The organism is Pseudoalteromonas sp. ECSMB14103 (assembly GCF_000813065.1).
GTDB lineage: Bacteria > Pseudomonadota > Gammaproteobacteria > Enterobacterales > Alteromonadaceae > Pseudoalteromonas > Pseudoalteromonas marina.
In genome coordinates, this window is the sequence record NZ_JWGY01000005.1 from 235,723 (window position 1) to 258,464 (window position 22,742).

Consider the following 22,742-nt stretch of genomic DNA (forward strand, 5'->3'; position numbering starts at 1 on the left):
ATAGTATTTTAGAAATTGTTTATAGCGTTGAATTAACTATGTTAAGCTATTAAACCTAAAGGACTAATCCTAAAATAAAGGACTAATAATGAACAAATCACTTTCCATACTTCTAATTGCAGCTAGCCTGACTGCTTGTTCACCCTCACAACCTGATGTTGAAGTAACACAGCAAGAATTTGGTTCTGAATGGCCTTTTACGATTACAGAAGGTCGTTTAAAGTGTATCAATAGTGCTGTAGTACTCATTACAGATGAAAATGAATATGCTCTCAATGGTGTAGCACAGCAAGAAGGTTATTCTGCTATTGAACCAATATGGAAAGAAGATCCAAGTTTTTATCAAATGGCTAAACAGCTTTCTAAATCAGAAGGTAAATCTGTGGAGGAAGTAATAAAGCTTATGGGAACACCTACAAAGGTCAATATTGGTCCCATTTTAGATAAAGGACTTGCTCTATGTAAGTAGTATCGTAAAACCTAACAAACATTGTTTGGACTTCCTTCTTTATCTAGAAGTTTTTAAGTTTTAGCGAATTTTAAGAACATAAATAATACTATAAGAAATATATTTTCTCTTTAATATAATTGTTATTGTAAAAAATACTCAGCGATAGTTTTTCATCTTCATCAACTATTGCTTTGTCTGATTCATCATCAGAATAGCTCGATAAATGTTTAAGTCCATTTATTGAACGCAAAAAGCCCTAATCGCAATGTTTAGGGCTTTTTTGTATGGATAAATAAATTTAATATGGTATTTTCGTTTAGATTAATACTAATGGTGAATTTGCATAGTAAAGGATTAAGCATGTTAAGCACTAACTCAGTTTTTCACTTCACAAGAAGTGTTGATATTATTGAAAAAATAATATCTGAGGGATTTAGATTAAAATATTGCCATGAAAAATTTGTATTATCTGATTCTTCTTTTTATGAGTTGCAAGTACCAATGGTTTCTTTCTGTGACATACCTATTTCGCAAATAAAAAATCACATTACTAGTTATGGTCATTTCGGAATAGGGTTAACTAAAGAGTGGGCTGAAAATAAAAGACTTAACCCAGTTCTATACATATCAAAAAATTCAAACGTTGCATCAAGTATTATAAGTATTTCTAACCAGTTGGATAAAAATGGTAAAAAAGACAAAAACATCAATGCAGATGAGTTTCCAGCATTAGATATACTACGATATATAAAAAACTTTCAAGGCGATTTAGAGCGTAAAGATAGGGATATAGAGAAAAATTACAGATTTTCTGATGAAAGAGAATGGAGGTACGTTCCAGAGTATTCTGAGGAATTCAAAGGTTATCTACCGCCTAGATCTGAAGTCGAAAGAGTAAGTAACTTTGAAAATTTTATGAAACCTCATAATCAAAAGATTTCATCAATGAGGTTAAAGGTAGAATTAGCAGATATAAATTACATCATTTTAAAGTCTGAATCATGCGTATCTGAATTTATAGATTTACTCAAAAAAGATAAAGATATTTTGAACGAAGATTTCAATAGGCTCATATCAAGAATATTAACAGTAGATCAAATTGAATCTGATTTCTGAGAGTTCTCTTTAATAATCTTAAATACGGTTGTTTTACCTAGACCTGTTTCACGAACGATATCCGATTTTTTAGTACCACTTGCGGCCAATTCTAAAACTTGTGCTTTCTTATCATTGCTAACTGGCTTACGACCTTTATAGACTCCTTTCGACTTTGCCAATTCTATTCCATCCCGCTGACGCTCTAAAATCATTGTGCGTTCAAACTCAGCGAACATTGAAAGCATGTTCATAAAGAGTTTATCGCGATCTGAACTAGTATCAATGTTCTGATCCAAAATTTTCAACGTTACACCACGTTCATTAAAATCATGCACTAAGTTTTGAAAATCTCGCATGTTTCTAGCTATACGGTCAATTTTCGTGATCACTACTTTATCGCCTGTGCGTAGTTGATCAATCATCCTTTCAAGTTCGGGACGATTCGTATTTTTAGCGCTTATTTTTTCACTGTAGATTCTATCAACACCATGTTCATTCAATTTTGATAATTGTGTTGTTAAATCCTGATCTGTGGATGAAACTCTCGCATAACCGAATAATAAACCTTTATTTTCCATAATCGCCCCTTAATCGTTCGTTTAACTTCTAAGAGTCTAAATGATAACGGTTCGTTAATTATAAATAAAGTCTAAATGAACTCTTTTTTTTATATTTTTAGAGGGTTCATAAAGTATGCCCTAAACGAACCACAAACATTCAAAAATATAAATTTATAGTTGCTACAAAGTGGAACAATTAAAAGCACCAGAAAAAAAGTACATAAATAATAGTGTAAGAAGAAAAACAAAAAGGTTGCATTATGAAAAGAAAAGTAGGTAGACCAAAAAAGAACCCTGAACAACTAAAGTCTAAAACGGTGTCTTTTAGAATAAGCAAAGATACAGAAAAAGCAGTTAAACGGTTAACCAATAGTACTAAGTTAAATACTGCAATGAATGAACTTTTAGAAAATCTTGAATCGAATATTGTGTTCATCAATGAAAATGAAAAACAAATTTTAAATGATGGTTTAGGTATTGAAGATCCAGTTGCTTATTATTCTGCAATTATCCTAAACGATCTCGATGAGAGCCGACACAATATTATAGAAAAGCAAAATCAAGCTATTGAACAATACATAGATGTTGGTTTTGAATGCGAAAAATCATCAACACACTACAACGAATGGTAAAACAAAATGAATGAACAAAAAAAAGTAATGACATTTAAGGATTTTAGAGAATTTAATCTTTCACTTAACAAATTAAAAAGACAGACAAGAAAAATTGATAATCCTGAACAGTTAGCAACTATTCAAAAACAGATCGACATACTAACTAAAACGTTGAAAAAACGATAATTTATTTAAACTCACTCACACATTAACAGGTAAACAAAATGCAAACACTATCTAAAGGAGAAATTAACTTACAACATGACGAGTTAAAGAAGATCTTACAATCATTCGGAATAGTGAAGATTGATCCAGCAATTAATAATGCAATAATTGAAGTCATTGTACATCATCTTAAAACTGACCTTGTTACTTTTGAATCAGCATCAATTAAAGATTTAGGGCAGCATCAAACACAAGCTGGCGCAATTCGTGGCCTAATTTTTCTAGCAATTGAAGAACCAGAGTTTATATTCAGATTCCATTCAATGTTAACACTACAAATAAAACATGCGGAACATTGGTTAAAGTTCCTTGATACTAAACAAAAGTTACCGAGCATCATAAAATATAGATTAGTGCAATATTTGAGTGCATAATTTATAAAATATTCATGTATAGCGCCATTAACTCTCCAAATTGTCCTAAATAATGGCGCTTATCTCTCACAACATGCACGACTATTAATTGATTTTCCTTCCTTTTGTTGATTAATAGTTGTGTATAGTTGTTCAGACTTTTTGCATACAAAAAGTCTTATATTCAATTCAATATAAGGATTTATCAATATTCCCCATTCCAATCATTAAGATCATCTACTTGTGTATATTCCCCACTATCAAAATCAAAGTTCATTGCACTATTGCCAACATTGTGATCTATTCCAGATAATTTATTAATATTAAAAATCTCATTTCTAGTATCATTAAAATCAATGGTTGCTTGATCTACTATTCGAGTCAATTTTTCCCTTTGATTGTCTGCGGTACTGATCAGTGCTAAATGTGAAGGTCTGCAACATTTTGTGTTGCTACATATGTGGTGAACTTGCATGTTATTGTTGTTCAATGGGCGAGTCACGTTGAATATAGAAAATGTTACCCGATGTGCATAGAATTGGTACGCACTATTAATATACTTTCTATTAAGATTTTCTATTTTGTTGTGTTTTTTGTAGAAAGGGTACAAAGAGATACTAGGGTATGCTTGTTTACAGTCTTTAATAGGAATGAAACATTTACCCATTTTTCGGATAAAACTTTCAGAATGCCCAGCAATGTTTTCACTATCAACTTTGTATTTTTTGTAGACGTGTTCTAAAACTGCGGGATCTGTACGAATCTTGGCGGGAATGTTTCTATAAGCTGTCAATTTAAGCACCTTTATTATCATTTCTATTGACAATATTTATCATTTATGATCCATTAATGTTCCATTTAGTAGCACTAATATAATACTGCAACAACGGTGATGATGTTACCTATCGCGTTATCAATTATTCATTTAGTGAGTCACTCTGATTCTGGTGAAGATGGATTTGCAAAAGCATTACTTCTATCAATTGCCTATGGTGCCAGCATTGGTGGTATTGCTACGTTAATAGGAACACCGCCTAACGCGCTTATGGCAGCATACTTATCTGAAAGTTACCAAATTGAAATAGGCTTTGGGCAATGGATGATGCTAGGTGTGCCTTTAGCAATTGTGATGTTACTGGTGTGTTGGATATGGCTTACTAAATTCAGCTATAAAGTTGATAAAAATGCAGAAAACATTAAAGACAGTAAAGCTATGTTTGGTAATGAACTTGTTGCACTCGGTGCGTTGCAACGGGCTGAAAAAGGTGTGTTTTCAGTATTTGTACTAGCCGCGTTATGTTGGGTTTTTAGACCGCTATTAGCTGATTTATCGGGTCTTAGCATTTCAGACACTGCTATTGCTATTACAGCAGCCTTGTTGTTATTTGTTTTGCCAGCTAAGAAGGGCAGTGATGAGCGAATTTTAGATTGGCAAAGTGCATCTAAAGTGCCATGGGGCGTATTGTTATTATTTGGCGGTGGTTTATCGTTAGCATCACAGATTAAATCTTCTGGTTTAGCGCAATACATTGCACAAATGATAGAAGGGGCGAGTGCTATTCCATTAGTTATGGGCATAGTGGTTGTTGTCGCGCTTATCACCTTTTTAACCGAAATCACGAGTAATACAGCTACTGCGGCGGGCTTTTTGCCGTTATTAGGCCCAGTTGCTGAAAGTATTTTTGGCTCGCCTTTAGTGTGGGTTATTCCTGCTGCTATAGCATGCAGTTGTGCGTTTATGATGCCAGTTGCTACACCACCAAATGCCATTGTATTTGGCTCGGGAAAAATTAAAATTCGCGATATGATCAGAGCAGGTTTTGCACTTAACCTAGTCGCTATCGTATTAATTACACTTGTAACAATAACGCTCGCAAAAACAGTATTTAACTTTTAAAAATTGAGTCGGTTTGTATCTTAAACAAAGCGACTCTTAATCACTATGTGTGTGGTTGTAATAGGTAAATTAGTGTTATTGCTCGAAAAACAGATCAAGGTTATAGTCGACAATAACATTAAAAGTCGAGTAATCTATTTTGACAACAGACACAGCACAAATAGCCTCTTTATCAGCGCAGTTTACTAGTTTACAAAATGCGTTTTTAGATAATCCTTATCCTTCTATTCATTCTCGAATTGCCATTTTAAAAAAATTACGTTCGCGCATTGTAGAGCTAGAAGAAGAACTTATCAGTGCAGTATCTAAAGACTTTGGCTACCGGACTGCGTTTGATACCTTACTTGGTGATATTTTGCCTACCGTGCAAGGGCTTTCGCACATTATTAAAAAATTACCTAAATGGTCAAAGCCTAGTAAACGTTCTGTGGGGCTTAGCTTATGGCCGTCTAAAGTGAGTGTTACCTATCAGCCTAAAGGCGTGGTAGGTGTTATCGCACCGTGGAATTACCCAATACAGCTAGCGGTTGTGCCAGTGATCACCGCTATCGCAGCCGGTAATAAAGTAATGTTAAAACTCAGCGAATTTACACCACATACTAATGCTGTATTAGAAAAGCTTTTTGATGACAAAATGAGTCAGCATGTATGTGTGGTCCAAGGCGGCAGCGACGTTGCCAGCGAATTTTCGTCTCTTCCTTTTGCGCACTTATTATTTACCGGCTCTACTGGGGTTGGCAAATTAGTAATGAAAGCAGCCAGTAAAAACCTAACCCCTGTTACTTTAGAGCTTGGCGGAAAGTCACCAGTGATTATTACCGAGCAAGCTGATGTTAAAAAAGCAGCACACGCGCTTTTATTCGGGAAAATGGCAAATGCCGGGCAAATTTGTGTCGCGCCAGACTATGTATTTGTGCCTAAAACCCTAGAAAGCCAGCTTATTAAACAGTTATGTGAGCTTTATAAAAAGCATTTTAAGCAGGGTGTTGAAGGTAAAAATTTAACCTCTATTATTAGTGATTCGCATTATGCGCGTCTAGCCGGATACTTAGTGCAAGCACAAGAACTTGGGGCAAATGTCATTAAGCCACTTGAACAAAATCAACAAGATGCAGATAAACATCGCATGGGCCTGCATTTAGTTACGAACGTGACCGACGACATGCAACTTATGCAAGATGAACTATTTGGGCCTATATTGCCAATTAAGAGTTATGGGAAGTTAGATGACGTTCTCGATTATATTAAACAGCATCCAAATCCGCTTGCTTTATATATTTTAGGCCAAGATAAAGAGGCACAAGAGTACATTATTAAACAAACACTTAGTGGCACCGTTGCGGTTAACGACACTTTAGTACAAGTAACTGCTGACGACGCGCCATTTGGTGGGGTGGGTCATTCAGGTATGGGGCACTATCACGGTAAGGAAGGGTTTTTAACGTTTAGTCACGCTAAAAATACACTCGTTTCTGGTTCTTTTAACCCGCGTATAGGGTTGTTACTTAAGCAAAGTAAACTACTAACCAAGCTACTAAAGTGGTTATATATTAAGTAAAACAAACCAAAAAAAGCTGAACTAAGTATGCACAACGACACTAAGTTCAGCTTTATTTTTTGCTTAACCTAAAATAGACGTCCTTCACCTGCGTAGGTACCTGCAAGAATTTTAGTGTAAATTGCGTCAGCTTTTTCTTTTGCTTCTTCAATTTCTTTAGGTAGCATTGAACGCTCATCTAACTTTCGACTATGGCTTGCTTGCATGTTGCCATTGTATTCGGCAATTGTATTCCATATGTATGACTTCTCAAGGTTTTTAGGCATTCCTAGCCCTTCAAAGTACATAAGCGCTAAATTAAATTGCGCTAAAGAATAGTTATTCCCAGCGGCTTTTTCGTACCATGTTTTAGCAAGTTTGTAGTCGTGACTAACACCATCACCATTTGAATACATCACGCCTAAGTTAAACTGTGCGGCAGGCATGTTTTTTTTGGCTGCTTTTTCGAATAAAGATAAAGCCATTTGTTTGTCTAACTTAACGCCTTTGCCTTCGTCGTATAATACCGCTAATGCAAACATTGAGTCTGCGTGATTCTTTTTTACGCCTTTTTTGTATAGATCGGCTGCTTTGTAATAATCGCGTGTAACGCCGTGGCCTTCTTCGTATAATTTAGCAAGCTCGTAAATGCCAGGTGCAAACCCTTTGTCGGCAAGGTATTCAAATTCTTTTAAAGCGAATTCAAAGCGACCTTCGTTCGCCGCAATAATACCTTCTTCAAGGGTTGCATTCGCAAAAGGGCTCGCAATTAAAGCACCCGTAAGTAATAACGTTTTTAAATTAAACTGTGACATAGCGATGTCTCCAAAAAGTAATCGTTTCACTGTGAGTTAAATAAAACCATTTTATTTGCAACACTATTGCACTTGCAGCTATTTAAGGGCGTATAACGTTGCTATATTTTAGGTTTATTTTATTACTACAAACAAACTAGCGTGCATTTAAGTTTAGATAAACTCTGTTTGTGATTATAGCTCAAATCGGGGGCGTTTTTTCTAACACGTTCGATTTTATAAGCGTAAGATACAGATATAACAGAAAATTTAAAAGAAATAACTATGTCAAAGCATGGCGAAAAGTTGCTAATTATAAACTTTTGACTGTTATGCTATTTAAGGTAGCGAGTTCACGTTACGTAGGTTCATTATGTAAGTGCTTAGCTAAGTGAAGCGTTCATATTTGCAGAGGTGAAAATGTTAAAAACAATAAAAAATAAGTTGTCACATATAACTATTGCGTTAAGCGTACTGCTATTAACGAGTTGTTCTGCCTCGTTTACATATAATAATTTAACTTGGTTATCGTCATTTTGGGTTGATGATTACGTCGATTTAAACAAACAACAGAACAAGCAATTAAAAGAGATTATTAACACCACACAGCAATGGCACCGCGATACACAGTTGCCAGCATACAAGCAAGATATTGAAAATTTAAAGTCGCTGTTTAATCAAAATCTAAATCATGCTCAATTAAAAGAGCAGGTAGTATTTGCTAGGGCCCACTGGAAAAATCTTCTTGAGCATGCGCATTTTTCGCTTGCGCAATTAGGATATACGCTCTCTAGAGATCAGCGCGATGAATTTATACAAAATATTCAAGATCAAATTAACGAAGATCGTGAGCAATACAACGAACAATCTAGTAAAGAGCGCAAAACTAAACGCCTAGAAAACCAGTTAGACTACTACTCAGATTGGCTGGGTAAGCTCACTGACCAGCAAAAGCAACTTATTACAGACGCAAATAACACGCATACGGAGTCAGGCGGGCTGTGGCTTGATTACAAACAAACTCGATTAGATGCAGCAAAATCAATAATGGTTGATGAAACACTCTCTGAGGATGAGTTTGTAACTAAATTAAGCTATGTAATAAAAGAGCGTGAAGCCTTTATGAGCGAAGAGCAATTAGCCATAAATGCCAGCAACCTTGACTTATATGTTAATTTATTAATAGAACTAGCCCCGACATTGAATAAAAAACAGCGCGAAAGTGTTAATGATGAATTTGACAGCCTAATTGAAACCCTTAACGATTTAATGGAACCGTAAAATTTAACCTTTTACATTGAGTAAGAAAATTTCATTTATATAATATAAATATGATCTTACTGAGTAGGGCCAACGTAGGTTAAACGTTTTTAAAATTAGTCAGTTATTTACAGCTAAATTTTATAGGCTACGAAAATACATAAATAAAGGATTCTAACGGCACTTATATGGTAACTGATTTAAAAAGCATGCTTGCAACGTGGCACCCTTTACGAGACGAACAGCAATGGGTTTTGGCTACATTGTATAAAATTGAAGGCTCGAGCTACCGTAAGCTAGGTGCCATGATGCTTATTTCTAGCTTAGGGCAGCGATTGGGTATGCTCTCCGGTGGGTGCTTAGAGGCAGATATTCAGCGCCACGCCAAACAAGTAATGACCTCCCTTACGTCAAAAACGATTACCTATGATGCCACCGATGAAGATGACTTAACATTTCAGTTAGGTATTGGCTGTGGTGGTGTTGTCCATATTGTTTTACAGCCAGTTAATAGCGCCAATAAATACCTAAATCTCGATTTTGTTTTTAATGCTCTTAAAGAAAAAGTGTCAGGTTATTATTTACAACCAGTGCAACCTCTTTGTGCGTTGGGGCAGGGCGTTTTTTCAAAACGTAATGTTTCTGATGGTCTTTCTGTTAATCGTAAAGCACAAATCATTGAAAAAAATAATCAGCATTGGCTACAAGTGGCCGTATACCCAGCCCCACATATTTTAATTGTGGGTGGCGGTGCCGACGCTGTTGCCGTTTATTCTATGGCTAAGCAGCTGGGTTGGGTTGTGACTGTGTGGGATCCCCGCGCGGCTAATGCTAAAAGGCAATATTTTCAGCAGGCAGATGCAATTTTACGTTGTCCGCCACAAGAGCTAACCCAATATTGCGAAAAGCAAAAGGTGGATGCGAGCATATTAATGGCCCACAGTGTTGAGCTTGATGCAAATGCACTTTATGCGTTGAACCAGTCTAATTTAAAATACATGGGGCTGCTGGGTCCTAAGCACCGACGAGCACAAGTTTTTGAGCAAGCTAATATAGCTATACAAGAGGTTAAAGCGCCTGTTTTTGGGCCTGTAGGGCTTAACTTAGGTGGCGACTCGCCAGAAAGTATTGCATTGTCACTTATTAGTGAAATACACGCCGTGCTTTCTAATAAAGATGCTACATCCCTAAGCAATTGGGGTCAGTGAAGTATGCGCATAGCAAAAGTGTTGTTAGCCGCAGGACAGTCGTCTCGTTTTGATGGATGCAAATTAATAGCAAATGTGGGCAATAATAAAACTATGATTGCTCGTGCAGTTGACGTTTTACAACAGTTAGACGCGGGTGCCGTTTATGTTGTTTCAGGCGCCTGGCATAACGAAATTACTCAAGCGCTAAAGCACTACAATAATGTCGAAATTATCTGTAATTTAGATTGGCAGCAAGGGTTAGGTAAATCAATCGCGCTTGCAGCTAATCAGTTAAGGCATAGTGACGGTTGGGATGGCATTTTATTTATGCTAGCCGATCAGGTTGAATTGGAGGCGTGCGATATTCAGCAGTTAGTCACTCGTTTTCAGAATAACCCCACTCGATGGTGTGCTAACTATGGAGAACGATTAGGTGTGCCGGCAATTTTTCCTCATGATGATTTTGATTTACTCACCACTTTGTCTAATGACAAAGGCGCTCAACATCTACTTCGTGAATCAGGCGGTATTGTAAACTGCGTTTTACTAAATAAGGCAAGAGCAGACATAGATACCGTTGAGCAGTTAAATGGTTATACCGCTAAAACAGGCGCTAAATTGAATAATTAAAACTTTAGGCAATAAATCTACCTCAAACAGAGGTTCAGCTTAAATCAAAAAACAAACTAAACTTTAATTGAACATGTTTATATAAATACATATTGCGCAGGGCATAAAGTTGCGCATACAACTTAAGAGCAATGTCGAGGATCAAGTTGCTTTAATTTTAATGGTATTACCAACTGCTCAGCACAAATCGCAGTGCAGTTGATTGAGAGCTAATTCAAGGGGCGGGTTATGGTAACGTTTACAATTAATGGCAAAGTGATTGAATCACAAGCAAGTGAAGATACACCACTGCTATGGGTTATTCGCGATGAAGTAGGACTAAAGGGCACTAAGTTTGGTTGTGGCATAGCAATGTGTGGTGCGTGTACAGTGCATTTAGATGGACAGGCTACACGTTCATGTGTATTACCCGTAGGGGCTGTGGCTGGTAAAAACATTACCACTATTGAAGGTCTCAATAACGAACACCCGCTTCAAAAAGCATGGGTTGAAGAGCAAGTACCGCAATGTGGTTATTGTCAGTCTGGGCAGATTATGCAAGCGGCAACATTACTTGCAGACAATCCGTCGCCAACAGATGAAGAAATTGTCAATCATATGAATGGTAACTACTGCCGCTGCATGGCGTACAAACGTATAAAGTCGGCAATACGACGTGCGGCCGATGAGTCACAAAGTGCAGTACAGATGTTTAACCCAAATGAGCAAGACGTTTAATCGGAGCGGATAATGAAAAAATTATTTCAAAAAAACAGCGAAACCGTCAACTTAAATCGTCGTTCATTTATGATTGGCAGTGCTAGTGCGGGCTTGGTAATGGCATTTGCGCCTGCGTTACTTTCAGGTTCTTTAAGCGCCAAAGAATCAATTTCACAACAGGCGTTTTCACCCACTATTTGGTGGACAATGGATATCAATGGTGGGGTAGAGGTTAGCATTGCAAAGGCTGAAATGGGCCAACACATTGGTACTGCTTTAGCACGAATAGTGGCCGACGAGTTAGAGTGTGATTGGGATAAAGTATCAATTACTTACGTAGACACCCATGAGAAATGGGGATATATGGTTACAGGTGGTTCGTGGTCAGTATTTCAAAGTTTTAAACCGCTATCGCAAGCGGGTGCCGCAGGTCGCTTAGCCCTTATTGATGCCGGGGCTAAAATGCTAGGGGTTAAACCAGAGCAATGTATTGCACAAAAAGGGCAAATTGTTGCTGGTGGTCAATCGGTAAGTTACGCTGATATTGTACAAAAAGGTGAATTTAATCTTACCTTTACAAGTGAAGAAGTTGCAAAGCTTCCTTTAAAACCAGCCAATAAACGTCATTTAACCGGCTTAAACCAAGATTTTAAAGCATTAGATATACCCGCTAAAACAAACGGATCAGCAGTGTATGGCATTGATGTTGAAATAGAAGGTATGGTGTATGCGCGTCCGGTTATTCCTCCAACACGTTACGGTAGTAAAGTAACAAGCGTTGATGACAGTGGCGCGAAAGCAATTAAAGGTTATCGCGGTTTTGAAATATTAAACGATCCTAGTAATACCGTTGAGGGATGGGTTGTTGTACTGGCTGACAATTATCACAGTGCTATTAAAGCGGTTGATGCGTTAAATGTAAGCTACCAGGTAGGCAAAACGGCCAACGTCTCCGAGGCAGATATTCAGGCGCAGGGTAAAAAATTATGTGACGATAGTGCATCCGGTACTTTATTTGTAGATGAAGGCAATACGCCTCAGGTTTTGGCCGATGCAAAAAACACATTTGATGCAACTTACACCACGGCGACAGCGAGTCACTACCAATTAGAGCCACTTAACGCCATAGCTGAATTTAAAAACGGTAACTGGATTGTACATACGGGTAACCAATGGCAATCACTCACGTTACCTGCTTTAGCCAAAGCCCTTGATATAGAGCAAAATAAAGTCATTATTCGTCCTTACTATTTGGGTGGTGGCTTTGGTCGTCGTTTATTTGGTGATTGGACAGTCCCTGCTGCATTAACGGCAAAAGCAATAGGTAAACCGGTTAAGCTTGTATTTACCCGTGAAGATGACAGTTTATTTGATCAGTCTCGCTCAGCGTCTACGGCTAAATTAACCGCTTCGTTCGGTGAAAAGGGAGAGCTTAGCGCATTAGAGCATGCGTTTGCTGCAGGCTGGCCAACTAAAGCAATGGCGCCAGGCTTTTTAGCTCCTGGTGTTGATGGTAATGGTAAATTTGATTCGTTTTCTGCCTCAGGTGCTGATCACTGGTATAGCATGAGTAACCATCGTGCTCGTGCTATTAATAACGAGTTAGCACAAAGCACTTTTACGCCGGGTTGGTTACGTTCAGTTGGACCGGGTTGGATTGTATGGAGCCTTGAGTCTTTCATAGATGAAATAGCGCACAAGCAAGGTATTGATCCGGTTAAGTTTCGTTTATCAATGCTTGACGGTAAAGGAAAACAAGCGGGTAAAGCACCTGAAAGTGTGGGTGGCGCGCGCCGTTTACATGATGTACTTAAAAAAGTGTCACACAAAGTTAGCTCAATAAAGCTGAACGAAAACGAGGGCATTGGTTTTTCGGTTAGTTCAGGGCAAGAGCGCCACATGCCAGCATGGATTGGCACTGCAGCCCATGTTCACGTTAACAAAAGCGATGGCAAAATCACCCTTAAAAAGTTATACGCTGTTGTTGACGCTGGTTTAATTGTACATCCTGATGGTGCGATGGCTCAATTAGAAGGGTCATTATTATGGGGAGCGAGTATGGCCTTACATGAGTCCAACTCTTATAAAAATGGCCAAGTAGCTGCTACAAACTTTAATACTTACCTTCCACTGAGAATGCAAGATGTACCCGAAATGGACATTGAGTTTGTGCAAAGTGATGAGTTTCCTGTAGGGTTAGGGGAGCCAGGTGTTATTGGCGTTGCGCCAGCAATTGGCAATGCCGTATACAATGCAGTAGGTGTACGTTTACGTGACTTACCAATGAAACCAAGTGCCGTTGTAAAAGGTTTAAAAGCCTAAATAAACACTAAAAGCGTGTAAACCTAAAATTTACACGCTTTTGTAGTGCGAGTTATTAGGCTCATATTAGATTAAATGCATAAGGCCTTTATTTTATATTAATAAAGCCAAATTCCGTGTGTTAACCTACAACCATAACAAAAGCATAACCTGTAATACTCACAGGCCCAGTTAAACAAAGTAAAGTGAAGGTTTTTTATGCTCATCGACCCAGCAGGGCGAAAATTTAGTTACTTACGTTTATCGATTACCGATGTGTGTAACTTTAAATGTGTTTATTGTTTACCCGATGGCTACCAATGTGACCATGACAGAGAATTCCTTTCACTGAATGAAATCAGTAATACTATTAGTGCTTTTGCGCATCATGGTATTACCAAGCTACGTATTACTGGCGGTGAACCCACCCTTAGAAAAGATTTCATAGATGTTATTCGTGTGGCAAAAGATACGCCGGGCATTACAAAAATAGCCGCTACAACAAACGGCTTTTCATTGCATAAGCACATTAATGATTGGGTAGATGCAGGGCTTAATGCGATTAATGTGAGTATTGATACACTTGATCCAAGAATGTTTAATACTATTACCGGTCACGATAAATTTAATACCGTGATGAAAGGCATAGACGCCGCGTTAGAAAGTGGCATTGAATCGGTAAAAATAAACAGCGTGTTAATGAAGCAATATAATGGTCAAGAGCTCGACACATTTTTAGCGTATTTAAAGCATCGTCCAGTCACTATGCGCTTTATTGAACTAATGCAAACTAACGACAATAAGGCGTTTTTTGATAAAAATCACGTATCCGGCCAGTCAATCAAAGCACGATTACGTGCAGCGGGGTGGCAACCTGTCATTAGAAGCATTACAGACGGTCCTGCTCAGGAGTTTTATCACCCTGACTACCAAGGGCGTATTGGCTTAATAATGCCTTACAGTAACGACTTTTGTAACACATGTAACAGGCTGAGAGTGTCTTCTTTGGGTAAATTACACCTTTGTTTGTTTTCAGAGCAAGGTATTTCATTACGAGAGCACATGAATGAAAACTCAAACCAAGCACTTATAAACCAGCTATCTCGCTATATTAAAACTAAAAAGCCAACTCATTTGCTACATCAGGGCGAAACAGGTGTAACAACTAACCTTTCAATGCTGGGTGGTTAGCGGTTAAAAATGCCACAATGTGGTGCAATAACACTCGATTACACTTGTTATATATTTATTACAGGGTAGAATAATCCCTTAGTTCGACGTTATTGAGTTAATTGAATGGATATCACCGCTCTAAATAGTACTAAAGCATTAAGAAAGCACGTTCTTGTATGGATGTGTTTGTTTTTTGGTTCTGTGTCATTATTTTTTAGCGCATTAAACGTATTCAGTGGTGTCTATTTGCTCGGCTTTTTAGAGCTCTGTTTTTCAATTTATTGCCTGTATACCATTCATCATTTAAGTAAGCATGCATTGCGGTTTTGGCAGTCTGTTGTAATGTGTGTATTGGTTTGTATTATAGTTTTGTACGCCAATTATATATCAGAACCTAAATATGGCTTATTTGTATGGTCATTCGCTTTGCCTGTATTGTGTTATTTATTAATGGGAAAGCGATACGGAATTTTCTTCTCAGGTACTGTCCTCTTTATTCAATCACTGATTTTATTAAGTAAATCTTCGCCTGATCCAATAGTAAATTTAAATATGGCGATTAACTTACTATTGGCCTATGTCAGTATTTGGACTGTTTCGCATATTTTTGAGGGAAGCCGCGCACTTTCATCCAAACGTTTAAAAAACCTAGCACTACTTGACCCATTAACTGGCGCAGGTAACCGGTTATCAATGAACCACTATTTTGAAGTAGAGCTGGTTGATAAAACAAATACCTATTTATTTTTACTCGACTTAGATTACTTCAAACAAATAAATGACAAATTTGGCCATGATGTAGGCGATAAAGTACTTACTGAAATTGCAACGCTTTTAAGAATAACCTTAGCAAAGGGGTACGTGTTTAGGGTTGGCGGTGAGGAGTTTGCCGTTATTCATTCTTTTAATAGCAAAGACGAAGCCTTATTTGCAGCTGAAAAGTTAAGAGAAACTGTTGAAAAAACACCGTTTAATATTGAGGGGCATGCAATTAAACTTACTATCAGTATTGGTGTAGCTGACTATCAAGCTAACCCCTCGCTTGAATCTATTTTCATTGCAGCTGATAAACAGCTTTACAAAGCAAAACGCTTAGGTCGAAATAAAGTATATGCAAGTTCAAAAGAGCAATTAAAGCAAATAGAAGTACCTGCTTAATACATTTTTTCAAAATTTGGGATGCCGCGTTCCCAAATTGGTTTATCTTTTCCTAAATATTCGCGCACTGCATCAAAAAATAACCGTGTACGTACAGGTAAATCTCTGTGCGGATAAACAGCATACATAGCACTGTAATCCATTAACTTCACATCCGTTAATATAGGAATTAATTTACCCTCAGTAATTTCGTCACCGATTATAAATGCCGGTGCTACAAAATAAGCGGTGCCAGATATGGCCTTCATTAGCAGTGCTTCAGCGTCGTTGGCGCGGTATACACTTTTTATTTTTTGCTCACATGGCTCACCCGAGCTATTGTAATAGTCCACTGTTTCAACTCTCATAGAGTTGCTCGCATAACTTGCCGCAGGCAAATCTGCTAGTTCTTCCATGGTGGATGGCATACCATACGTGCTGATAAACTCAGGGGCGGCAACAATTAATAAGCGATTACGTGCAATTTTTCTTGCAATGAGTGATGAATCTTTTGGCTCACCAATACGAAATGCTAAATCGAACCCTTCAGATACAATATCTACTAATCTGTCATCAAGCCTTAATTCAACTTCAACCTGAGGAAAGCGCTTTTGAAAGTCATTAAGTACTGGTTGTAAGTAGCGCCTACCAATGAGTGTTGATGAAGTAATTTTGAGGACGCCACGAGGCTCTAAGTGGTAGTTTTCGGCCATGCGCACGGTTTCGCCAAGCAGCTCTCTGAGCTCACCGGCTTTTTTTATCATTTCTGCACCAGCGGCAGTGAGTGAAAATGAGCGAGTAGTGCGGTTTAGCAATCTAACCCCTAGCTCATCTTCTAAACGACTAATTTGTTTAGAGATCACAGAGCGATCGATATTACGTAATTCGGCAGCTTTAGCAAAAGAGCCTTGCTCAACCACTTCAAGCAACATTAAAAGCCGACTTGTCGTATCCATATAACCACCAAAACAATACTATTGATGCCATTTTGGCATTAATGAATTTAAAAATCTATGGTTTTTGTCCGCAGGTATAACCCGTAGTATGCGTTCTTAATCAATTAAAGGAGCGTCTTCATGAAAAAACACCTTATCGCTGCTGCATTTGCAGGCGCATTTTTAACACTTGCTGGTTGTGCTGATGAAAGTACACCGCCTTCGGCTCAAGCACAATTTCTTCAACCTATAGATGTTGCTAACGTACTTGTTAAACCAGTACAAAGCTGGCACACCTATACAACTCGCTTAGAGTCACCGCAAGAAGTTGCACTTATGCCACGAGTATCTGGTGTTATAGAACAAATTACGTTTAATGAAGGCGACCTTGTTAAAAAAGGCGATGTATTATTTAAGCTTGATGACCGTCCGTTTGCGGCGGTTGTTGCTAGTTTAAAAGCCCAAGTTAACAGTGCACAAGCTGCGCTCGAGCAAGCAAAAAGCGAAGCTAAACGCGCTGAACGTTTAACTGAACGTAAAGCAATTTCAACTGAGCAAGCAGAGTCACGTACCTCTGTATTACGCCAACGCGAAGCACAACTTGCTGCATTACAAGCACAGCTAACATCAGCTGAACTTGATTTAGAATTTACAGCCATTGTATCACCTATCGACGGTGTGATCTCGCGTGCCAATATCACGAAAGGTAACAACATCATTGCAGGGCAAAGCGTTCTTACCAGCATTGTTTCTAATGAAAAAATGTACGCCTATTTTGATGTGGACGAACGCACTTGGAATAGCGATTTTAGTAACGTGACCTCAAAAAGTCGCCAAGCCGTTGTAATGCAAAAAGTAGGCGAACGCGATTTTGCTTACAAAGGGTACATAAACTTTATTGATAATCAAATTAACTCATCAACAGGTACGCTGCGTGTGCGTGCTGTATTTGATCAGGATAACAGCCAATTACGTGCAGGGTCGTTTGCGCGTATTAAGCTTGCTGCTAATTCAGTCACAGAGCAAATAATTGTGCCAGACAGAGCAATAGGGACTGATTTAAAAAACCGCTTTGTTTTGACAGTGGGTGAAAACAATGTGCTGCAGTACAAATTAGTCACAGTGGGTGAGCGTTATGGCTCTCTTCGTGCGGTAACCTCAGGTCTTTCAGAGGGCGATGTAATAGCCGTAAATGGCCCTGCTCGTGTTGGACCAGGTATGCCTGTGGCACCGAACAAAGTAACCATTGATAGCAGTGATGTTGCGTTCACCATGAACAATGACGATTCAAGCTTAGTCGCAAAGCAATAAGGTTTTTTAGATGAAATTTTCACACTTTTTTATACAGCGACCCATTTTTGCGGCCATGCTGTCTTTGGTTATATTAATTGCTGGTGGTATTTCGTTATTCCAACTGCCAGTAAGTGAATACCCAGAAGTCGTGCCTCCTACCGTGGTTGTAACAGCAAGCTACCCAGGAGCTAACCCAACGGTAATAGCGCAAACGGTAGCAACGCCGTTAGAGCAAGAAATTAATGGTACAGAAAACATGCTGTATATGTTTTCTCAAGCAACCAGTGATGGTCGTATGACGCTGACGGTTACATTTGCACTAGGTACTGATTTAGACCGCGCCCAAGTACAAGTACAAAACCGTGTAAACAGCGCCTTGCCACGTTTACCTGAAGAGGTGCAACGTTTAGGTGTGGTGGCTGAAAAATCATCACCCGATTTAACGATGGTGGTGCACTTGTACTCACCAGAAAAATCGCACGATACCGCGTATTTGTCTAACTATGCCGACCTATATATTAAAGACGAAATAGCACGTTTACCGGGTGTGGGTGACTTGCGTTTATTTGGCGCAGGTAAATATGCCATGCGTGTATGGTTAAACCCAGATGCGCTAGCAGCACGCGAGCTAACAGCAACCGATGTAATAACTGCACTTCGTTCACAAAACCAACAAGTAGCAGCAGGTAGCTTGGGTGCACAGCCGGTTTCTAACGACAGTCAATTTCAAGTACTGTTAAATGTAAAAGGGCGTTTAAACAGTATTGAAGAGTTTGAACAAGTAATTATTAAAGTGGGTGATGAAGGCCAAATAACACGCCTTACTGATATTGCCCGCGTAGAGCTTGGCCAAGACAGCTATTCTTTGCGTGCTGAGCTTGACTCACAACCTGCACTTGCAATGCCTATATTTCAACGCCCAGGGTCTAATGCAATTGAGCTTTCGGACCAAGTACGCGAAACCATGGCGCGTTTATCAAAAGACTTTCCTGAAGGTGTAGAATACGACATAGTTTATGACCCGACTGTATTTGTTCGTGGCTCTATTGATGCTGTAATTGCCACGTTGCTTGAAGCTATTGTACTAGTAGTGATTGTTGTCATTGTGTTTTTACAAACATGGCGTGCATCTATTATTCCACTTATTGCGGTGCCTATTTCACTCATTGGTACGTTTGCGGTAATGCAGTGGTTAGGCGTATCTATTAACACCTTGTCGCTGTTTGGTTTAGTACTTGCCATTGGTATTGTGGTGGATGACGCCATAGTTGTAGTTGAAAATGTTGAGCGTAACATTGAACAAGGGTTATCGCCGCTTGAGGCAACACGTGTTGCTATGAGCGAAGTAACAGGGCCAATTATTGCCATTGCACTCGTATTGTGTGCTGTGTTTATTCCTACGGCATTTATTACCGGACTGTCAGGGCAATTTTATAAGCAATTTGCCTTAACAATTACTATTTCAACGGTGATTTCAGCAATTAACTCGTTAACGCTGTCGCCAGCATTAGCGGCACTGTTGTTAAAGTCTCACGATACTAAGCCAGATGCATTCACACGTTTGTTAAATAAACTATTTGGCCGCTGGCTATTTAAACCTTTTAACCGTGTATTTGACCGAGGCGCAAAAGGCTACGAAAAATTAGTTAAAAAACTAATTCGTATGAGCTTTATTGTAATGATCGGTTATGTTGCCCTAGTAGGTGGAACCATTAAGCTGTTTGATGCAGTACCTGGTGGGTTTATTCCACAACAAGACAAACAGTACTTAGTTGCCATTGCACAACTACCTGATGCAGCAAGCCTTGACCGTACTGAGGATGTACTTAGACAAATGCAACAAATTGCACTTGAAGTACCTGGTGTTGCTAATACGGTTGCGTTTCCAGGTTTATCAGTAAATGGCTTTACCAACAGCCCTAACAGCGGGATTGTGTTTACCCCATTAGATGCATTTGAAGATAGAACCGATCCGAGTAAATCGGCCATGGCTATAGCCGCGCAGTTAAATCAACGGTTTGCAGCAATTGACGAAGCGTTTGTTGCAGTATTTCCACCGCCGCCAATTCAAGGTTTAGGTACTACAGGTGGCTTTAAACTTCAAATTGAAGACAGAGCAAACAAAGGTTTTGAAGCGTTATTTAACAGCCTACAAACAGTGATTGGCAAAGCGCAACAAGATCCAGCATTAATGGGGCTTTACTCAAGCTTTAGAATTCAAGTTCCACAAATGGATATTGATATTGATCGTGAACAAGCGTTAATTCAAGGCATTCCGCTTGACGAAGTGTTTAATGCTTTACAAATATACTTGGGTTCTGTGTATGTAAACGACTTTAATATGTTTGGCCGAACGTACCAAGTAAATGCGCAAGCTGATGCTGATTATCGCCTAGACCCTGATCAAATTCTTAACCTCAAAGTAAGAAACCGTGAAGGTAACATGGTGCCATTAGGCTCAATCCTAACGGTTACGCCAACAATTGGTCCAGACCGTGTAATGCACTACAACGGTTACCCAAGCGCAGAGCTTAACGGCAGTCCTGCACCTGGTTTTAGTTCTGACCAAGCTCAACTGGCAATTGAGGCTATTTTGGCCGACAACTTACCCAGTGGTATTGAGTACGAATGGACTGAAGTAACGTACCAACAAGTATTAGCAGGCAACACTATGGTGTATGTGTTCCCATTAGTTGTGTTACTGGTGTTTATGGTATTGGCTGCACAATATGAAAGCTTACGCTTACCATTGGCAATTATCTTAATTGTTCCAATGACGATATTTTCAGCATTACTCGGTGTTTGGTTTGTGGGTTCAGACAACAATATATTTACGCAAATAGCGCTTATTGTGCTGGTGGCCTTGGCCTCTAAAAATGCGATATTAATGGTTGAATTTGCAAAAGATAAAAACGATACAGGCTTATCGCATATTGATGCAATATTAGCGGCATGTCGTATGCGTTTACGCCCAATACTTATGACATCAATCGCGTTTACAGCGGGTGTTATACCACTTGTACTAGCAACGGGTGCAGGGGCTGAAATGCGCCATGCAATGGGTAATGCCGTGTTCTCTGGAATGATTGGTGTAACCGTGTTTGGTTTATTGTTTACTCCGGTGTTTTACATGCTTGTTGTAAAGAAAAAAGGTAACACACAGGAGTTATCAAATGACTAATCAAATAGCAAAGCGGTTTAAAACACAGTTAACCGTAGCTTCTGTATTAATGGTCACGCTCATATCTGGCTGTGCAAGTAAGGTTGACGTGCTTGACGAGCAAAAAACAATTAACGAATTTGTTGCCAGTGCTGCAGTTGCTGACCAACTAAGTGGTGCAGATGAAACTAACTGGTGGCACGCGCTTAAGTCTGAGCAGCTAAACCAATTAGTATCAGATGCACTCGCTAAAAACTACGACCTAAAAACAAGTCAGCTTGTACTAAAAAGTGCATTAGCTAGGCTGGGCGAGCAAAAAGCACAATATTTACCGCAAGGTGGTGTTGAGGTAGGCGCTCAAAGAAGCGGCTTAGGAGATACAAACTCACGTCAATCAAGTGCTAATTTTGCACTTAATTGGCAGCTTGATTTATTTGGCCGAGTGACTGCTTTAGTTGATGCCGCAAATGCATCGGCTATGAGCCAAGCAGAGCAAGTTCGTTTACTCCAAATTGAAGTTGTTTCAGCGGTTGTTAAAGGGTTTGTTAGCTATCAAGGCAATGCTGAAAAACAGCGCATTATTAGCTTACAAATACAAGCGCTTGAGCAAAGTATTGATGTGTTACAAGCGCGGGTTGATGAAGGTGTTGCAAGTGAGCTTGATTTAAACCGCACCCTAGCGCAATTACGCCAGCAACAAGCGTTAATTCCTGCCATTGAGTTTGCAAAGTACAGTGATTTATCAACGCTTGCTGTTCTTACAGGGCGTTTAACTCAAAATATTGAATTAACAAATGAACTGAGTGTGTTACGCAATAAATTTGACGTAACACTTAGTAAGCCAAATGCCGCTATTGCACTGAGGCCAGATATTAGCCGTGCAATTTATGACTTTAGCCAAGCCAATAGTTTAAGTGTGGCAGCCAGTAAAGCTTTACTACCAGATGTAAGCCTAAGTGGCTTTGCAGGTGTGTTAAGTGTAGGTAGTAATGGCTTTAGCGATACACAGCAGCAATGGCAAATTGCGCCTAAGTTGCAATGGTCAATTTTAAGCTATCCTGCTCTTTTAGCACAACGAGACGCACAACAGTTTTTAAGTGAAGCCGCTTACAGCGATTATCAAAACGTGGTGCTTAAAGCACTTAGTGAAAGTGAGCTTTCGTTGCAGGGGTTAGTTAATCAGGCACAGCAAAAACGTTTTGCAGATGAACGCTATGACTTTGCTAATAAAGCCTTTTTACAAGCAGAAGCCATGTATGAAGAAGGCCAAATCCCTTATCTAGAGTTGTTAGATGCGCGGCAGGATGTTTTAATAGCACAAGAAAATGCAGTTGAAACAACCATTTTATCGTTACTTGCTAAGGTCAATGCGTACCAATCATTTAATGGGCAATGGAGCTATGCACTAAGTAACACAAATAAGTAGAGTTTAACG

20 protein-coding genes and 1 pseudogene are annotated in these 22,742 nt (G+C 39.0%); 17 read left to right on the plus strand and 4 right to left on the minus strand.

From position 1 onward, the window contains the following. The first annotated feature begins 88 nt into the window (after positions 1–88). Both RF53_RS10820 and RF53_RS10825 read left to right on the plus strand, forming a co-directional pair. On the plus strand, positions 89–469 hold the full coding sequence (locus RF53_RS10820) for a DUF2511 domain-containing protein (RefSeq protein WP_039037651.1): 381 nt from the start codon (positions 89–91) through the stop codon (positions 467–469). A 342-nt stretch (positions 470–811) separates the two neighbouring features. Beyond that, complete coding sequence (locus tag RF53_RS10825; protein WP_039037652.1) at positions 812–1,567, plus strand: abortive infection system antitoxin AbiGi family protein; 756 nt, start codon at positions 812–814, stop codon at positions 1,565–1,567. On the opposite strand, the gene RF53_RS10830 is transcribed toward RF53_RS10825, so the two are convergent. Beyond that, on the minus strand, positions 1,546–2,127 hold the full coding sequence (locus RF53_RS10830; protein ID WP_039037653.1) for a recombinase family protein: 582 nt from the start codon (positions 2,125–2,127) through the stop codon (positions 1,546–1,548). The genes RF53_RS10825 and RF53_RS10830 overlap by 22 nt on opposite strands. Positions 2,128–2,369: 242 nt before the next feature. Between RF53_RS10830 and RF53_RS10835 the strand changes: the two genes are divergently transcribed. Genes RF53_RS10835 through RF53_RS10840 form a run of 3 tightly spaced genes read left to right on the plus strand, consistent with a single transcriptional unit; the run spans position 2,370 to position 3,322 of the window. Continuing rightward, the gene (locus RF53_RS10835) at positions 2,370–2,741 is read left to right on the plus strand and encodes a hypothetical protein (protein ID WP_039037654.1); all 372 of its coding nucleotides are present in this window, start codon (positions 2,370–2,372) and stop codon (positions 2,739–2,741) included. 6 nt (positions 2,742–2,747) lie between these two features. Then, positions 2,748–2,909 (plus strand): hypothetical protein, encoded by a 162-nt coding sequence (locus RF53_RS19455; protein WP_160289075.1) that lies wholly within the window; start codon positions 2,748–2,750, stop codon positions 2,907–2,909. 38 nt (positions 2,910–2,947) lie between these two features. Beyond that, positions 2,948–3,322 (plus strand): hypothetical protein, encoded by a 375-nt coding sequence (locus RF53_RS10840; protein WP_039037655.1) that lies wholly within the window; start codon positions 2,948–2,950, stop codon positions 3,320–3,322. A 184-nt stretch (positions 3,323–3,506) separates the two neighbouring features. Here RF53_RS10840 and RF53_RS10845 read toward each other — a convergent pair whose 3' ends face one another. After that, positions 3,507–4,094, minus strand: coding sequence for an HNH endonuclease signature motif containing protein (locus tag RF53_RS10845; RefSeq protein ID WP_160289076.1), 588 nt, complete (start codon positions 4,092–4,094; stop codon positions 3,507–3,509). Positions 4,095–4,175: 81 nt separating this feature from the next. Here RF53_RS10845 and RF53_RS10850 point away from each other — a divergent pair. Together RF53_RS10850 and RF53_RS10855 are read left to right on the plus strand one after the other, a co-directional pair. Continuing rightward, positions 4,176–5,198: pseudogene (locus tag RF53_RS10850) on the plus strand (SLC13 family permease); the annotation flags it as partial. Between the two features lie 139 nt (positions 5,199–5,337). Further along, on the plus strand, positions 5,338–6,756 hold the full coding sequence (locus RF53_RS10855) for a coniferyl aldehyde dehydrogenase (protein ID WP_039037657.1): 1,419 nt from the start codon (positions 5,338–5,340) through the stop codon (positions 6,754–6,756). Positions 6,757–6,824: 68 nt separating this feature from the next. On the opposite strand, the gene RF53_RS10860 is transcribed toward RF53_RS10855, so the two are convergent. After that, positions 6,825–7,550 carry a tetratricopeptide repeat protein gene (locus RF53_RS10860; RefSeq protein WP_006791705.1) on the minus strand — a complete coding sequence of 242 codons (726 nt, stop codon included), beginning with the start codon at positions 7,548–7,550 and terminating at the stop codon, positions 6,825–6,827. 399 nt (positions 7,551–7,949) lie between these two features. Here RF53_RS10860 and RF53_RS10865 point away from each other — a divergent pair, with 399 nt between their 5' ends. The 7 genes from RF53_RS10865 to RF53_RS10895 all read left to right on the plus strand — a co-directional run bounded on the left by RF53_RS10865 (position 7,950) and on the right by RF53_RS10895 (position 15,940). Then, a complete protein-coding gene (locus tag RF53_RS10865; protein WP_039037658.1) occupies positions 7,950–8,810 on the plus strand; it encodes a DUF6279 family lipoprotein in 861 nt (286 codons plus the stop codon). A 167-nt stretch (positions 8,811–8,977) separates the two neighbouring features. Continuing rightward, a complete protein-coding gene (locus RF53_RS10870; protein ID WP_008127476.1) occupies positions 8,978–9,997 on the plus strand; it encodes an XdhC family protein in 1,020 nt (339 codons plus the stop codon). Positions 9,998–10,000: 3 nt separating this feature from the next. Further along, the gene (locus tag RF53_RS10875) at positions 10,001–10,609 is read left to right on the plus strand and encodes a nucleotidyltransferase family protein (protein WP_039037659.1); all 609 of its coding nucleotides are present in this window, start codon (positions 10,001–10,003) and stop codon (positions 10,607–10,609) included. 228 nt (positions 10,610–10,837) lie between these two features. Next, positions 10,838–11,326, plus strand: coding sequence for a (2Fe-2S)-binding protein (locus RF53_RS10880; RefSeq protein ID WP_039037660.1), 489 nt, complete (start codon positions 10,838–10,840; stop codon positions 11,324–11,326). A 12-nt stretch (positions 11,327–11,338) separates the two neighbouring features. Continuing rightward, on the plus strand, positions 11,339–13,630 hold the full coding sequence (locus tag RF53_RS10885) for a xanthine dehydrogenase family protein molybdopterin-binding subunit (RefSeq protein ID WP_039037661.1): 2,292 nt from the start codon (positions 11,339–11,341) through the stop codon (positions 13,628–13,630). A 198-nt stretch (positions 13,631–13,828) separates the two neighbouring features. Next, positions 13,829–14,800, plus strand: a complete 972-nt coding sequence (gene moaA / locus RF53_RS10890) for a GTP 3',8-cyclase MoaA (RefSeq protein WP_039037662.1) — start codon at positions 13,829–13,831, stop codon at positions 14,798–14,800. A gap of 105 nt (positions 14,801–14,905) precedes the next feature. Then, complete coding sequence (locus RF53_RS10895) at positions 14,906–15,940, plus strand: GGDEF domain-containing protein (protein ID WP_021032407.1); 1,035 nt, start codon at positions 14,906–14,908, stop codon at positions 15,938–15,940. On the opposite strand, the gene RF53_RS10900 is transcribed toward RF53_RS10895, so the two are convergent. Beyond that, positions 15,937–16,875 (minus strand): LysR family transcriptional regulator, encoded by a 939-nt coding sequence (locus RF53_RS10900; protein WP_033018912.1) that lies wholly within the window; start codon positions 16,873–16,875, stop codon positions 15,937–15,939. The two genes, RF53_RS10895 and RF53_RS10900, sit on opposite strands and share 4 nt — an antisense overlap. Before the next feature lie 120 nt (positions 16,876–16,995). On the opposite strand from RF53_RS10900, the gene RF53_RS10905 reads away from it, so the two are divergent. Genes RF53_RS10905 through RF53_RS10915 form a run of 3 tightly spaced genes read left to right on the plus strand, consistent with a single transcriptional unit; the run spans position 16,996 to position 22,733 of the window. Continuing rightward, on the plus strand, positions 16,996–18,165 hold the full coding sequence (locus RF53_RS10905; protein WP_039037663.1) for an efflux RND transporter periplasmic adaptor subunit: 1,170 nt from the start codon (positions 16,996–16,998) through the stop codon (positions 18,163–18,165). Positions 18,166–18,175: 10 nt separating this feature from the next. Continuing rightward, positions 18,176–21,328 (plus strand): efflux RND transporter permease subunit, encoded by a 3,153-nt coding sequence (locus RF53_RS10910; RefSeq protein WP_008127493.1) that lies wholly within the window; start codon positions 18,176–18,178, stop codon positions 21,326–21,328. Further along, a complete protein-coding gene (locus tag RF53_RS10915; RefSeq protein WP_039037664.1) occupies positions 21,321–22,733 on the plus strand; it encodes a TolC family protein in 1,413 nt (470 codons plus the stop codon). Before RF53_RS10910 ends, RF53_RS10915 begins: the two co-directional genes overlap by 8 nt. The last annotated feature ends 9 nt before the right edge of the window (positions 22,734–22,742 follow it).

What these genes read in the sequence shown, in the direction of transcription:
- RF53_RS10820 (WP_039037651.1), top strand. Translation starts at nt 89, where the DNA reads ATGAACAAATCACTTTCCATACTTCTAATTGCAGCTAGCCTGACTGCT.
- RF53_RS10825 (WP_039037652.1), top strand. Translation starts at nt 812, where the DNA reads ATGTTAAGCACTAACTCAGTTTTTCACTTCACAAGAAGTGTTGATATT.
- RF53_RS10830 (WP_039037653.1), bottom strand. Translation starts at nt 2,127, where the DNA reads ATGGAAAATAAAGGTTTATTATTCGGTTATGCGAGAGTTTCATCCACA.
- RF53_RS10835 (WP_039037654.1), top strand. Translation starts at nt 2,370, where the DNA reads ATGAAAAGAAAAGTAGGTAGACCAAAAAAGAACCCTGAACAACTAAAG.
- RF53_RS19455 (WP_160289075.1), top strand. Translation starts at nt 2,748, where the DNA reads ATGAATGAACAAAAAAAAGTAATGACATTTAAGGATTTTAGAGAATTT.
- RF53_RS10840 (WP_039037655.1), top strand. Translation starts at nt 2,948, where the DNA reads ATGCAAACACTATCTAAAGGAGAAATTAACTTACAACATGACGAGTTA.
- RF53_RS10860 (WP_006791705.1), bottom strand. Translation starts at nt 7,550, where the DNA reads ATGTCACAGTTTAATTTAAAAACGTTATTACTTACGGGTGCTTTAATT.
- RF53_RS10865 (WP_039037658.1), top strand. Translation starts at nt 7,950, where the DNA reads ATGTTAAAAACAATAAAAAATAAGTTGTCACATATAACTATTGCGTTA.
- RF53_RS10870 (WP_008127476.1), top strand. Translation starts at nt 8,978, where the DNA reads ATGGTAACTGATTTAAAAAGCATGCTTGCAACGTGGCACCCTTTACGA.
- RF53_RS10875 (WP_039037659.1), top strand. Translation starts at nt 10,001, where the DNA reads ATGCGCATAGCAAAAGTGTTGTTAGCCGCAGGACAGTCGTCTCGTTTT.
- RF53_RS10880 (WP_039037660.1), top strand. Translation starts at nt 10,838, where the DNA reads ATGGTAACGTTTACAATTAATGGCAAAGTGATTGAATCACAAGCAAGT.
- RF53_RS10885 (WP_039037661.1), top strand. Translation starts at nt 11,339, where the DNA reads ATGAAAAAATTATTTCAAAAAAACAGCGAAACCGTCAACTTAAATCGT.
- moaA (WP_039037662.1), top strand. Translation starts at nt 13,829, where the DNA reads ATGCTCATCGACCCAGCAGGGCGAAAATTTAGTTACTTACGTTTATCG.
- RF53_RS10895 (WP_021032407.1), top strand. Translation starts at nt 14,906, where the DNA reads ATGGATATCACCGCTCTAAATAGTACTAAAGCATTAAGAAAGCACGTT.
- RF53_RS10900 (WP_033018912.1), bottom strand. Translation starts at nt 16,875, where the DNA reads ATGGATACGACAAGTCGGCTTTTAATGTTGCTTGAAGTGGTTGAGCAA.
- RF53_RS10905 (WP_039037663.1), top strand. Translation starts at nt 16,996, where the DNA reads ATGAAAAAACACCTTATCGCTGCTGCATTTGCAGGCGCATTTTTAACA.
- RF53_RS10910 (WP_008127493.1), top strand. Translation starts at nt 18,176, where the DNA reads ATGAAATTTTCACACTTTTTTATACAGCGACCCATTTTTGCGGCCATG.
- RF53_RS10915 (WP_039037664.1), top strand. Translation starts at nt 21,321, where the DNA reads ATGACTAATCAAATAGCAAAGCGGTTTAAAACACAGTTAACCGTAGCT.